The organism is Pelobacter propionicus DSM 2379 (assembly GCF_000015045.1).
Taxonomy (GTDB): domain Bacteria; phylum Desulfobacterota; class Desulfuromonadia; order Geobacterales; family Pseudopelobacteraceae; genus Pseudopelobacter; species Pseudopelobacter propionicus.
In genome coordinates this window covers 2,465,429-2,478,521 of record NC_008609.1, presented here as the reverse complement: position 1 = coordinate 2,478,521, position 13,093 = coordinate 2,465,429, and the positions used below count along the sequence as shown (strand labels likewise).

Sequence of the window (13,093 nt, the reverse complement as noted above, 5' to 3'; positions counted from 1 at the left end):
ATTGATTAATGATGCTACTTCCCCATCAAGAGAGTAGAAAAAACCCTCTTTTTTTTGATACAAAACCTGGGGAGACACATAATGATAGCAACGTTGTTAGTTATCATTTTTGCATGTGTCCCTATGCGAAATACATTTACAGTTATTATTTCTGATGCGTTTCATAACTGATACTTTCAAATTACTATTTACAGTTTTTTTCAACTCCGCAGTTTCAAACCTCATTTTTTTTCAATCCCTCTTCTGATTACATTGCAATTCGCTGCCCATGAGATTTCGAACCCTATCTAGATTTCCGTTAATTTTCGTGGAATCAATTCGTCGTGCGAACAACACGATATATCCTGTCGATGGCCCAAGATTTTATCGCAAAACACACACTCAAGGAGGCTGACCATGACACGTACCGCAGAGGAAACCGCACGTATTCTCATCAAGTTATTTCACCTAAGTTTTGACCAGGACTATGACGAGCCGTACCGCTTGACATGGCCACAGCTCCGTTCGCTGGCGGCAGTCCCACGCCTGAGCGATGCCTTCCTTAAGGAGGTCAATACGGAGCTTTCTGAATACGGAAGGACCTTGATAGTTTTAAACAACTCATTGCTTATTGCCCGTGAGAACGACCTCGACCACTATCGTTTTGTACCGGATAGGATTCTTGAAGAATTCCTTCCTAATGGCAATGAAAGTGCGGACAACGACGATCAGGACGAACCTGAAGATGTGGACATATAGCAAGCATGGCTATTGTTGCGATTTTTTGATGTGAAGATGAATGGGGAGGGAGCCGTAGTGTCAGGCTGTAATTGATTGCAGCACTGGAATCGACCATACCCGTTTATTGCTTCATCAGCATGGGGTAACGACTATATGTCCGTTTTTTTCCCGCAACAAATGTCAGAACAACACTATTTCTTTGGAATGAACGGACTGTTGCGGGAAAAAATGAAACAACAATAGCAACTGGAGGCATCATGTGTGGTTATTGTACCGAAGAAACAGCTCTCTATGTTTTACGTAAAGACGTGCAGGGAAATCTGCAGATGAAAGAATTGGGGAGTAACCTGGGACGTCATTTTTACCTGCGTGAATCTCAGGACTTTATTTCCGCACTGGATAGGCTCAAGCGGTCTCTGGCACAAAAACGACTGCCGTTCTTTTCTGAAGTATCACACGATGTGGTGCTATGCCGTGGATTGGAAATTCTGTTGGAACAGGGGTTCGCCTCGCCAGCATACCAACGGCTGCTAAAAATGCCTCTTTACCGGGATGCCATTGCAGCACTCTGTTCCAGCGAGAATCGGCAGGCATTTGAAGTGGCAACAGCGGGACTCAATATTGCCTCCCTCGGAATCCTGTATGAGGCTGAGACATATTTCTGGGAGGACTGTAGTAAACAAATGCGAAAGCTTGCTGACATGCTTTCATCGTGCAGGCATCTCGTAAAACATTACATATCCTGGTGGCTGAATGGCGATGGTCTGCAAATGAATGAAGATTGCGTGGTCAAAGAGGAGAGTTTTCGATTTGCCCTACTATTCAGGGCGCTCTATTTCAGTGTCCTGATGATTGGTAAATACTCTGCTGGCAAGAAAATGCTTACGGCGATTGCTCAACGGAATCCAGCAGGCACTCCATTTTTCGACGGTGACGACCTCTGGCTTCAACGAGTTGCAGCGTTGAAGCTGTATGATCTGGAGGGAATTGAGGTATTCAGTAAAAATCTAAAAACCATCCGTAACGGCCTTTACTTCTACATTGATATGATTCGTGGCTTTTCTATTGAACAGAAGCAGGTGCTGCTTGATGAGATCAGGCAGTATAAAGAAACAGATCGAATGGATAGCCTGATTCAGATGTCGAGATGGCTGCGAAATGATTTGGGATTGGACACGTAGCTGATACAGGAAATGCCATGTGGTCTGTTTCGCAACAAAACGGTCTTACAGAAAGTAAATTCAGCAGTGTTGCAGTAAACGTTTGAAATATAACCCAAAAGACCTCACTTGGCCAATGTTGCCCAACGTTTCATGAAGCATAGCAAAACCAGTGTCTATGCATTGGTTATCACATTAAGGAGATACAAAGATGAAAAATGAAAATGGATTCACAGCTGCTGAAGTAGTGATAGTTCTTGCAATGGTGGCTTTTTTTTCAATAGTGATCGCATTGATTTATGTGGCTTACCACTTTATTTCTAAATATTGGTGATAACGCCAGACAAGCGCATCAAGAAAAGTAAACTCAGAATAATCCCATCTTAACATAGTCCGCCTCGTCCCGTGGGAAGTGGTCCTTCTCAGTCCAACCCTCTTGCTTCAAATCAGATACGATATGTTGTCGAGCCACAGGGGCCACAACCTCACCAAATATTTCTATTGTTTTCCGGATGCCAGCTTCGTGATGTCTCTTTCTGCGGTGACGGAAACCGTATTCAGGAGTACCGGCAAATTCATCCAGCCATGTATGAACTTCAGCAAAATCCTTGCCAAAAGTTTTCTGTGACTCTCTACAATGCTCATCAAGCTTGGGCATGTATTATCCCCTATTTCCTACAATGCGTATTTTCAACCAGTTTATCATACATTCACATTCCGTATGTCTTCCGGTCGCTATGCCGGGCTGATTTCATATGGCCTTTCAATTGTAATGCATACGCTGTTTCATTAAAAAAATACTTTTGACATCAGATTTGCAAGTTGATCTCAGTTTACTTCTGCTGTGCATTTGCTGTATATTGCCACCAGCTAGGAGGTTCAAAAAATGGCACAACTTAAGTCAACCAACCTCAACCTCAGAATCGCTCCTGAAGTGCGTGAAGCCCTGCGGAAAGCAGCGGAACTTGACCATCGCAGCATCAGTAACATGGTTGAATATCTGATTGTCCAGCACTGCCAACGGAACGAAATACCCATCAACAAACAAAAAAATGATACCAAGCAAGACGACTCGCCGAGCAGCGCCAACATCTCATTAGTTCCGGAGTAATTTGCATTTGAATGTAGCACAGCAATTATATAATGCCGAGATAACCGCGGGCTCTCTCCTGCTGAAGGAGAGCCGTGCTATCGCGCAACTACTTTTACAGAGCGCGGATGAAACAGCATGGCGGCAAGCCATCGCAATTGATAACATTCTTCAAAAGACCTCACCAGCCAGTGCCAAACGGATGTCGTCCTTAATCAGGAAGCGCCTGGAATTGATGCCCCGAGAGCTATGGAGCATGATAGCGGATGGCACAACCGAAGTGGCAATTCAGTCCCTTATGGCAGCAGCCATCAAGCACAGTCGTTTGCTTGGAGACTTCATGCTCAAGGTCTTGCAGCGACATTATCGAGAGTTCAACCCTAAGATCCTTTCGAGGGAATGGGATTCATTTCTGGCCGAATGCGCTCATATCGACCCGGCAGTTGCGTCCTGGAGCCAAAGCACCAGGAAAAAGGTCGGTCAGGTCGCCTACCGGATTCTGTCCGAAGCCGGATATCTCGATAACACCCGTTCCTTGAAGCTCCAGCCAGTCCTGATTGCTCCGGAAGTCAGCAAGTTCCTGAATAGCCACGATGAGAAATATATCCTGAAATGCATGGAAATCGCCCATGAATGAAGCTCTGAAAGAACGACTCAATAAGATTCTTGATCGGATAACCTCACCCGAATTTCTGAGCAATGCAGGGCTTGGCAATGAAATCGGTTTCTACATCTTTGATTATCCATCTGAAGCGGAACTTGAAGTTCGCCAGCACGTCGAGTTTGTCATGGACAAGGCATCAAAGCGGAAGCCTGAATTGCGAATCGCCCATGTGAATTTGTTTCAGCTTCTGGTGGATTACCTGAAAGAACGCGGACTTCTTGAAAAGGCCCTCGCCATGCAGAAGGACAAGGGTGACGAGGCTATGTTCAAGGCTCTGAGAGGACCGCTGCATGAGGAAAAAATCGCCAAGGAATTTGCCAAGGCAGCGCAGCCCGAAAGCCATGATTTCGTCTTCATGACCGGTGTGGGCAATGCCTATCCGCTGCTTCGCTCCCATACGTTGCTGAATAACCTGCATCCGCTCATGGGAGGAACCCCGCTGGTGGTCTTCTATCCCGGATCATATGACGGCCAGGGTTTGAGCCTTTTCGGTAAGATGAAAGACAACAATTATTATCGGGCCTTCCGGCTCGTCGTGTGATTATCAATGAAAACAGAGGGTATCCATGCATATCAAGAACATCTTCGCCAAGAACCTCTTCCGCCCCATAAATGGCGTTGTCAAGGCTGACCAGCAGGATGAATCGGTAGTCTGGCAGGAGCTGGACGAATATGTCGTCACCAGGGAGCTGGACAAGCACTTCGTCAAGTTTTTTGATGCCTATCTCAGCGCCATGGATAACCCCAACGACCCGGCTGTTGCCGCTCGTATGGCAGTTTGGGTTTCCGGCTTCTTTGGTTCCGGTAAATCCCACTTTCTGAAAATCCTTTCCTACCTTCTTGGCAACTACCAGGCCCACAATTCCGAAACAAATCAGAACCGGAAAGCAGTCGAGTTTTTCGAAGAGAAAATCGCCGATGCCATGCTGCAAGGCGATATCAAGCGGGCAGTCGCTTCCGATACGGATGTAATCCTTTTCAACATTGACAGCAAAGCCGACAACAAAGACGGCAAGGATGCCATCCTTTCAGTATTCCTGCGGGTCTTCAACGAGAAGCTGGGATACAGCGGTGATGACCCCCATATTGCCAGCATGGAACGGTATCTTCAGAGTAAAGGCGCTCTGGAGAAATTCCACCAGGCTTTCAAGGAAGCTTCCGGAACCGATTGGATCAAGGAACGGGATGCCTACTCATTCAGCCGTGATGAGATTATCAAGGCTCTTTCAATTGCCCTGGAAATGGGCATCGAATCGGCCAGCATATGGTTCGATGAAGCAGAGGAACGCTTCAAAATCAATATCGAAGGGTTCTCCAAGCTGGTCAAGGAGTACCTGGACAGCAAGGGACCGAAGCACCGCATTGTCTTTCTGGCAGATGAAGTCGGCCAGTTCATCGGCAGCGAAACCCACCTCATGTTGAACCTTCAAACCATCACCGAAGACCTCGGGCGAATCTGTAACGGCAGGGCATGGGTCATCGTTACCTCTCAGGAGGATATAGACGCCATTTTGGGAGAGGTTCGCGGATCAAAGGCCAACGACTTTTCCAAGATTCAGGGTCGTTTCTATACGCGACTTTCCCTATCCAGCACCAACACTGACGAAGTAATCCAGGCCCGACTTCTGGAAAAGACCGGCGATGCCCGTCGTGCCCTGGAAGAACTCTGGCATCAGAAAGGCGACATCCTCAAGAACCAGATAAGTTTCACCCACAGCGCCACCCTGAAGAACTATTCCGATGCAAAGACCTTCGAGGAGAATTACCCCTTTGCCCCGTATCATTTCCAGCTGGTGCAGAAGATATTTGAATCCATCCGCAAGGCAGGAGCAACCGGCATGCATCTCAGCCGTGGTGAACGCTCCATGCTTGATGCCTTCCAGTCCGCTGCAAAAAGCGTTTCAGAACAGGAAATCGGTACGCTAGTACCGCTCTATGAGTTCTACCCCGCCATCGAAAGCTTCCTGGATACCATCGTCAAGAAGACTATCGAGCAGGCCGACGACAATACCGGGCTTGAACCGTTCGATACCAAGCTTCTCCGGGTACTCTTTCTGATCCGGTACGTGGACATCCTCAAGCCGACCGTTGATAACCTTGTCACCCTCTGCATAGACAAGGTGGATGCCGACCGCCTCACCATCAAGCGCCAGATCGAAGAAAGTCTGCAACGCCTGGAGAAAGAAACCCTGATTACCAGCAACGGCGATCTCTATTTCTTCCTGACCAACGAGGAACGGGATGTTTCCCGAGAAATCAAGAACGTCGATATCGCCAGCAGCGAGCAGACCAAGCAGCTTGCCGAACTGATATTTGAAGAGGTCTACAAGGGTGACAACAAGTTCCGCTATCAGGTAAACAAGCGGGACTACGGCTACAACCGCATCTGTGACGGGCAGTTCTTCGGCTCCAATGCCGGACATGATCTGACCATTGAGGTCATCACCCCGCTCAATGATGATTATCAGGCGTTCAACCCTGCCAAGTGCATCATGCAGAGCGCCAGCACCAACGGCGGTTCCGTTGTCATCAAACTTGAGGACAGCAAAGAGCTTGGGAGGGAGTTACGGACTCTCCTGCAAACAGATAAATACATCCGGCTGAAAAATGATGCCGCAGCACCCGACAATCTCAAGCGCATCCTCAAGGATCGTGCGGAACAGAACCGTGAGCGCAAGGGCCGCCTGATTGCGCTGCTGGATACCATGCTGCTGGAATCCGATTACTACGCATACGGCCAGACCCTGCAAATCAAGGCATCCACAGCCAGAAATGCTGTCACCGAGGGGATAAACTATCTCGTTGAAAATATCTTTTCCAAGCTTGGATATCTCAAAATCATCAAGGAAGAACCGCTCAAGGAAATCACTGCCATTCTGAAAAGCAACGACATCGGCCAATACAGCCTGCAGGTTGAAGGTGGGGACGCCAATGAGCTTGCCGTCAAAGAGGTCAAGCAGTTCATCTACCTCTCAACCACCAACAACCAGAAGGTTCTGCTGCATGAACTGGTAGAACGGTTTGCCCGCAGACCCTATGGCTGGGGGGAATGGGAAATCATCCTGCTGGTAGCGCGCCTGTTCATGGCAGGCGACCTTAACCTCATGTCAGATGGAGCAGCCCTTACGCCCAAAGAGGCGGTTGACCCTCTCACTAAACAGGTTAAATGGAAGCAGGTCACCGTCCTGAAGCGCAAGGCTGTTGGGGAAGAAGAGCTGAAGAAGGCCCGTGCCATCGGCAAAGACATTTTCCACGTCATCGGACCGGACAGCGAAGACCAGCTCAACCAGTTCCTGCGCGAGAATATCACCGCATGGCAGGATAGCCTGAATTCATTCAAGCCCCTTGCACAGAGCGGCAGATATCCCGGCAGCAGTGAGATAACCAATGGGCTGAAGCTTATCCAGAAGCTGCTGAATATTCATGACAGCTTCGAGTTCTTCGATGCCTTCAACAAGGCAAAGGATGACCTGCTTGACCTGTCGGATGACATGCAGGAGCTGAACGGCTTTTACACCACGCAGAAACCGACCTGGGACAAGCTCCAGAGCAGTATGGACGGTGTGTTTAAGGCCAACCGGCAGGAGTTGGTAAAGGATGCAGATGCGAAAAAGTCTTTACTGCGGATGGATGAAATCCTCAAGGCTCCGCGTCCTTACGGGATGATAAAAGACGTCGATGGCCTGATAAATGCGGTATCAGCCGTTAATGCCAAGTGCGTGGACAAAGAGCGTGTAATCCTCTTGAGCAAGCTGGAGGAGAAAATCTCCCTTGTTGCAGAAAATCTTGAGGCATACAAGGCTACTGCAGACGTTCGTAACCACTCGCTGAAGCCACTTCAGGATATTAAAAAACAGGTGCAGGAAGAGCAGTCAATTCCGAACATGCACTATCAGCTCAATAAGGCTGATGACGCTGTTGATAGCGCAATGGAGGAAATGGAAAAGGCTGTTGAACAACCTCCTAAGCCTGGAGGGGGTGGACCTATTTCGCCACCGGCAAAACCGGTAAAAAATGTAACCGCTGCAAGCTGTTCATCCAAGTCTTTCCTGGAGACCGAGGCGGATGTAAACGAATACCTGGAGGCTCTAAAAAAAGAGCTGATGGCGGCAGTGCAGAACAGCATGCGAGTGCGAATCAAGTAACTCTCTGGAGATTTCATGAACAAGGCAAAACTCAAATCCTACGCCCCGGCAGCACGTCGGGATTTCATACAGGCAGTCACCGATCGTGCCCACTTCTTCGGTCTTTCTGAATCAAATATTATCCCAGTCGAAGAAAGCGGAGATGTCGCCATTATCGGTGGTCGTCCATTCCCGCTCAAAGTTGCAGCCCAGCGAAAAAAACTGGAAGAGCGGGTCAAGCGGGAAGGTTTCAATCAGGTCATGGAGACGGTTGCCTATACTTGGTTCAACCGCTTTCTCGCTCTACGTTTCATGGAGCTGCACGGCTATCTGGAGCATGGTTTCCGTGTCCTCAGCAACTCTGGCAACAGTACCGTTCCGGAGATCCTTGACTATGCTTCCGAGCTGGACCTAACGGGGCTGGACAAGCAAAAGGTGGTAGAACTGAAGCTGGACGGTAGCAAGGATGCCGAGCTGTACCGTCTGTTGCTGGTGGCCCAGTGCAATGCTCTGCATACCACTATGCCGTTTCTGTTTGAAAAGATCGAGGACGAAACCGAACTACTGCTCCCCGATAACCTACTGCACTCCGATTCGCTCATCCGCAAGCTGGTGACAGAGATCGAGGAGGAAGACTGGCAGGAGGTCGAAATTATCGGTTGGCTCTACCAGTTCTATATCTCCGAGAAAAAAGACCAGGTTATCGGGAAGGTGGTCAAGAGCGAGGATATTCCGGCCGCCACGCAGCTTTTCACTCCCAACTGGATTGTGAAATACATGGCGCAGAACAGCCTAGGGCGAAAATGGTTGGCCACGTACCCCAATTCTCCTCTCAAGGCAAAGATGGAATATTACATCGAGCCTGCCGAGCAGACCGATGACGTGAAGGCTCAGCTTGCCGCCATCACCCCGGATTCACTCGACCCGGAAACATTGACCCTGCTTGACCCTGCCTGCGGTTCCGGTCACATCCTTGTTGAAGCATATGATGTCTTCAAGGAAATCTACCTGGAGCGTGGTTACAGTAACCGGGACTTTCCACGCCTGATTCTGGAAAAGAATCTTTATGGGTTAGACATTGATGACCGTGCGGCACAGATGGCAGGGTTTGCTCTGCTGATGAAGGCTCGTAAGGATGATCGGCGGATATTGCGGAGTGACAATCCGGTCAAACTGAATGTGATGGCGATTCAGGAGAGTGGAGACATTGCCATTGATAATTCCGTTTTTGGCGAGCATGCAAACGCTCTACGTGATGTTGTTGACCTGTTCAAGAACGGAAAGGCATTTGGTTCATTAATTCAAATACCAGAAGCTCTGGCAGCAAAACTTCAGACCCTTGAAGAGGCTCTGATGCAAACAATGACCACCGGCGATTTGTATGCGGTGCATGCAGCAAATATGTTGTTACCATTGGTGGAACAAGCAAAAATATCTGCTGGGAGATACGATTGCGTGGTGGCGAATCCACCTTATATGGGGAGTAAATTCTTTTGTCCTGTTTTAAAGAATTTTATTGAAGTTCAATATAAACCTGCTAAGGGTGACCTATATACATGCTTTATGATGCGTAACACTTTATTTACACATAAAGGTGGATTAATTGGAATGATAACTATTCCAAATTGGATGTTCCTATCAACTTTTAAAGATCTTCGGAAATGGTTACTTGACGAAACAACAATTGAAACATTTATTCATAATGGAAGGGGTGTTTTTGGCTCTGACTTTGGAAGCTGTGCATTTACATTTTCACATACTACAATGCCAAATTATTATGGCAGCTATAAACGACTTTTTGAAAAGCAGGGCAGTGTCGCTTCCAATGAGGAATTAAATGAGCGTTTTGCGTCTTCACAAATTAAGACTTCCTCAACTGCTAATTTTAGAATAATTCCTGGAAGCCCAATTGCGTATTGGTTAAGCAATAGTATGCTTTCTACGTTTTTGAATAAGAAGGTTCTAGGTGAAATTGCGGTAGGTAAACATGGAATGTCAACCGGTAATAACAATAGATTTGTAAGACTCTGGCATGAAGTGAGTAATAAACAAATTGGTTTTTCATTTGCTGATAAAGTTTCCGCATCAGATTCAAATGTACGATGGTTCCCTTACAACAAAGGTGGTGCCTATAGAAAATGGTATGGAAATCAAGAGTACGTTGTAAACTATTGGCATGATGGGTACGATATGGTAACTGGGGCTAAAGATGGCTCCAATTCCGGTTTTCGTCACGATGGTAGAGACAGTTATTTTAAACCATGCGTAAGTTGGTCATTTATAAGTGCATCATATTTTGGTGTTCGATTTTATCCGAAGGGCTTCATCTTTGATGTTGCAGGTTCTGCAGTATTTCCTTCAGAGAAGGACCTGTTTTCTGTAACTGGTTTTTTGTGTTCAAAAGTAGCTCCAAACCTCATGGCTGCACTAAATCCAACCATAAATTTCCAAGTTGGAAATGTTATATCGCTACCCTACATAAGTGTCGATGCAGATAAAATAGTGAGTAATATTATCTCTATTGCCAATACTGATTGGGATTTTTTCGAAACATCATGGGATTTCCAATCATTGCCACTACTCACTAATCATCTCAAATCAGCCACACTCGAAACGTCTTGGAAAAACTGGCAAACCCACTCATCTTCCCAAATAATTCTAATGCAGGAACTTGAAAAAGAGAATAACCGCTTATTCATTGGAGCCTTCGGCTTGCAAGATGAACTTTCCCCAGAAGTTCCCGAAGACCAGATAACTCTTTCCCGTGCTGACCGCGAAGCAGACATGAAACGTCTCATTTCCTACGCAATCGGCTGCATGATGGGGCGCTATAGCCTTGATAATCACGGCCTTATTTACGCCAACAGTGGCAATATCGGCTTTGACCCAATTAAATACCCAATATTCCCTGCAGACGATGACGGAATTGTTCCAGTCATAGATATAGACTGGTTCCCGGATGATGCAGCCTGCCGCTTTGAAGAGTTTCTGAAAGTCACCTGGGCACCGGAAACACTGGAAGAAAATCTGAAATTCGTTGCCGATAGCCTGTCTCCCAAAGGCAGTGAAACACCACGGGAAACCATCCGCCGCTACATCAGTACCCAGTTTTTCAAGGACCACCTGCAAACCTACAAGAAACGCCCAATCTACTGGCTCTTTTCCAGCGGCAAGCAACGGGCATTCGAGTGCCTAGTCTACCTGCATCGCTACAACGAAGCTACGCTTTCCCGTATGCGTAACGAGTACGTCACTGTCCTGCAAGGCAAGTTCTCCGCCCAATTTGACTACCTGACAAATGAGGTAAATGCCGCAACATCCACTGCCGAGCGCAACCGCCTGCAAAAGCAACTCGATACACTACGAAAGAAGCAGGTTGAACTTGCTGCTTTCGATGATTTGTTGCGTCACTATGCCGACCAGCGTATCAGCCTTGACCTGGATGATGGGGTGAAGGTGAATTATGGAAAGTTTGGAGCGTTGTTAGCTGAGGTGAAGGTGGTTACTGGTAGTGAGTAAATTTACAAGGAGATAGCATGAAAACAATTTCCATATTTAACAATAAGGGCGGAGTTGGCAAGACCACTCTTACGTTTCATTTGGCTCATATATTAGCTGAAATGGGTCACAGAACATTGATTATTGATTTTGACCCTCAGTGCAACTTAACCATTATTGGAATGGATGAAGAGACTCTACACAAAATATGGCAAGAAGAAGACGATTTTATCGAAGATTATCAGGCTGCTCGCGATAAATTGCCTGCAAAAGACTTTGACAATTTAATAACAAGCACACGTTCTATCCATTTCCTTTTAAAACCAGCAGAGGACGGTGCTGCGGAAACTGGAAAATTGTCCCCTCCATTTCCGTTGGCTTCAAATTTAGACCTACTTCCTGGTAGGCTAACTATGCATCTCTACGAAGACAAAATATCAAGTCGTTGGAGTGACGTTTATCAAGGAGACCCATTAGCAATAAGAACAGTTACTAAACCAAGGGAAATTGTGGAAGCTTATGCCCGTCAACATGGCTATGAATACGTCATTATGGACACGTCACCGAGCTTAGGTGCCCTGAACAAGGTTATTATTTCAACAACTGATGGATTCGTTATTCCATGTATGCCAGATATGTTTTCGCTTTACGGAATTCGAAATATAGGTAATGCATTAGCTGGATGGAAAAAACAATTTGAGACAATATTTCACTTGCTGTCTGCTGAAAAACGCAAGAGTTTCCCAGAACATTTTGTTCGTTTGTTGGGGTTTACAGTATACAACGCAAAGAAATATACGGGAGTTACTCCATGGGATTTAGCAATTGCTCATTACAATTATGCTACTAAGGTTCCTGACGCTATTAAAAAATTTATTAGTCCTGACGTAAGAAGTCATTTAAGCGATGAATTACTTTCACACCCCATAGGGGATACCGCCATTATGCATACTCATAATACACTACCATCTATGGCTCAAAGATATCATTTGCCAATGTGGCAAGTCCCATCAAGTTCGAACCTTCAATCAACTGATATAAGTACAATCGCTGGTAACCGAACAATTTATGAAGCAACTCAAGACAAATACTGTGCATTTGCTCAAGACTTACTAACTCGCGTTACTTCATTGATATAGGTGCTCAAATGCCAAAAGAAAATTTAATTGAGCAGTCTCTACTCGCATTTGACAACAAATTGCATGAGTTAAATTTATTTATGACCGGAGTTAGTCAGTGGTTTCAGACACACCCTAAATTAGTCAAAATAGAATTCCCAATTGTGCATTCGGTTAAAGCAAGAATTAAGAGTAGAGACCATCTAAAAGATAAATTATTCCGCAAATGGACTGATGAAAACCCAATTGGTCCGGAAAATATTTTTGATAGAATTACCGATTTAGCTGGGGTTAGAATTATGCACCTTTATCAAGACCAATTTCCACTCATTCATAACGAGGTTCTTGCCAAGGTAAATGACCTTAATGATTGGTACCTCCCAGAAGCACCAAAAGCTTACACTTGGGACCCAGAGTCACAAAAGTTTTTTGAGGATATTGGAATCGAGGTTCATGTAAAAGAAAGTTTTTACACAAGTGTTCATTATTTGGTGAAACCAAGATCTGATTCACCTTTATGCTGCGAAATACAGGTAAGAACCTTATTCGAAGAGATATGGGGAGAAGTTGACCACACACTTAATTACCCTGAACCATCTGATAAAGTCTCGTGTAGAGAACAGCTTCGAGTCCTTGCCAAGCTCGTTGGAGCTGGAAGCCGCCTTGTTGATTCAATTTTCCGAAGTAGCCAATAACATTGGCTCTCCTCATATAAATAT

The 13,093-nt window shown here is 46.2% G+C and carries 11 protein-coding genes; 10 read left to right on the top strand and 1 reads right to left on the bottom strand.

Going from position 1 to position 13,093, the window contains the following annotated elements; all coding sequences use genetic code 11:
• Nucleotides 1-396 precede the first annotated feature (396 nt).
• The 3 genes from PPRO_RS11375 (at nt 397) to PPRO_RS21660 (ending at nt 2,214) form a co-directional block, all read left to right on the top strand.
• Entirely contained in the window at nt 397-738 is a 342-nt protein-coding gene (locus tag PPRO_RS11375) for a hypothetical protein (protein WP_011736158.1), read from the top strand.
• Nucleotides 739-977: 239 nt separating this feature from the next.
• Entirely contained in the window at nt 978-1,901 is a 924-nt protein-coding gene (locus tag PPRO_RS11370; protein ID WP_011736157.1) for a hypothetical protein, read from the top strand.
• A gap of 190 nt (nt 1,902-2,091) precedes the next feature.
• Nucleotides 2,092-2,214 carry a prepilin-type N-terminal cleavage/methylation domain-containing protein gene (locus PPRO_RS21660; RefSeq protein ID WP_269634971.1) on the top strand — a complete coding sequence of 41 codons (123 nt, stop codon included), beginning with the start codon at nt 2,092-2,094 and terminating at the stop codon, nt 2,212-2,214.
• A 33-nt stretch (nt 2,215-2,247) separates the two neighbouring features.
• Here the strand turns inward: PPRO_RS21660 and PPRO_RS11365 are convergent, their stop codons facing one another.
• Complete coding sequence (locus tag PPRO_RS11365; RefSeq protein ID WP_011736156.1) at nt 2,248-2,538, bottom strand: DUF6915 family protein; 291 nt, start codon at nt 2,536-2,538, stop codon at nt 2,248-2,250.
• A gap of 228 nt (nt 2,539-2,766) precedes the next feature.
• Here PPRO_RS11365 and PPRO_RS11360 point away from each other — a divergent pair, with 228 nt between their 5' ends.
• From PPRO_RS11360 to PPRO_RS20205, 7 genes are read left to right on the top strand one after another with little or no spacing between them, the layout of a single operon-like run.
• Nucleotides 2,767-2,991 (top strand): type II toxin -antitoxin system TacA 1-like antitoxin, encoded by a 225-nt coding sequence (locus PPRO_RS11360; protein ID WP_041532284.1) that lies wholly within the window; start codon nt 2,767-2,769, stop codon nt 2,989-2,991.
• A gap of 7 nt (nt 2,992-2,998) precedes the next feature.
• Nucleotides 2,999-3,607 carry a DUF1819 family protein gene (locus PPRO_RS11355; protein WP_157039995.1) on the top strand — a complete coding sequence of 203 codons (609 nt, stop codon included), beginning with the start codon at nt 2,999-3,001 and terminating at the stop codon, nt 3,605-3,607.
• A complete protein-coding gene (locus tag PPRO_RS11350) occupies nt 3,600-4,175 on the top strand; it encodes a DUF1788 domain-containing protein (RefSeq protein ID WP_011736153.1) in 576 nt (191 codons plus the stop codon). Before PPRO_RS11355 ends, PPRO_RS11350 begins: the two co-directional genes overlap by 8 nt.
• A gap of 25 nt (nt 4,176-4,200) precedes the next feature.
• On the top strand, nt 4,201-7,779 hold the full coding sequence (gene brxC / locus PPRO_RS11345) for a BREX system P-loop protein BrxC (RefSeq protein WP_011736152.1): 3,579 nt from the start codon (nt 4,201-4,203) through the stop codon (nt 7,777-7,779).
• Between the two features lie 15 nt (nt 7,780-7,794).
• A complete protein-coding gene (pglX, locus tag PPRO_RS11340; protein WP_011736151.1) occupies nt 7,795-11,277 on the top strand; it encodes a BREX-1 system adenine-specific DNA-methyltransferase PglX in 3,483 nt (1,160 codons plus the stop codon).
• A gap of 17 nt (nt 11,278-11,294) precedes the next feature.
• Entirely contained in the window at nt 11,295-12,395 is a 1,101-nt protein-coding gene (locus tag PPRO_RS20210; protein WP_011736150.1) for an AAA family ATPase, read from the top strand.
• Between the two features lie 8 nt (nt 12,396-12,403).
• Complete coding sequence (locus PPRO_RS20205; RefSeq protein ID WP_011736149.1) at nt 12,404-13,069, top strand: RelA/SpoT domain-containing protein; 666 nt, start codon at nt 12,404-12,406, stop codon at nt 13,067-13,069.
• Nucleotides 13,070-13,093 lie beyond the last annotated feature (24 nt).

Bases quoted from the DNA above. Each gene is read 5' to 3' on its own strand.
- PPRO_RS11350 (WP_011736153.1), top strand. From the start codon at position 3,600: ATGAATGAAGCTCTGAAAGAACGACTCAATAAGATTCTTGATCGGATA.
- pglX (WP_011736151.1), top strand. From the start codon at position 7,795: ATGAACAAGGCAAAACTCAAATCCTACGCCCCGGCAGCACGTCGGGAT.
- PPRO_RS11365 (WP_011736156.1), bottom strand. From the start codon at position 2,538: ATGCCCAAGCTTGATGAGCATTGTAGAGAGTCACAGAAAACTTTTGGC.
- PPRO_RS11360 (WP_041532284.1), top strand. From the start codon at position 2,767: ATGGCACAACTTAAGTCAACCAACCTCAACCTCAGAATCGCTCCTGAA.
- PPRO_RS20205 (WP_011736149.1), top strand. From the start codon at position 12,404: ATGCCAAAAGAAAATTTAATTGAGCAGTCTCTACTCGCATTTGACAAC.
- PPRO_RS11370 (WP_011736157.1), top strand. From the start codon at position 978: ATGTGTGGTTATTGTACCGAAGAAACAGCTCTCTATGTTTTACGTAAA.
- PPRO_RS20210 (WP_011736150.1), top strand. From the start codon at position 11,295: ATGAAAACAATTTCCATATTTAACAATAAGGGCGGAGTTGGCAAGACC.
- brxC (WP_011736152.1), top strand. From the start codon at position 4,201: ATGCATATCAAGAACATCTTCGCCAAGAACCTCTTCCGCCCCATAAAT.
- PPRO_RS11375 (WP_011736158.1), top strand. From the start codon at position 397: ATGACACGTACCGCAGAGGAAACCGCACGTATTCTCATCAAGTTATTT.
- PPRO_RS21660 (WP_269634971.1), top strand. From the start codon at position 2,092: ATGAAAAATGAAAATGGATTCACAGCTGCTGAAGTAGTGATAGTTCTT.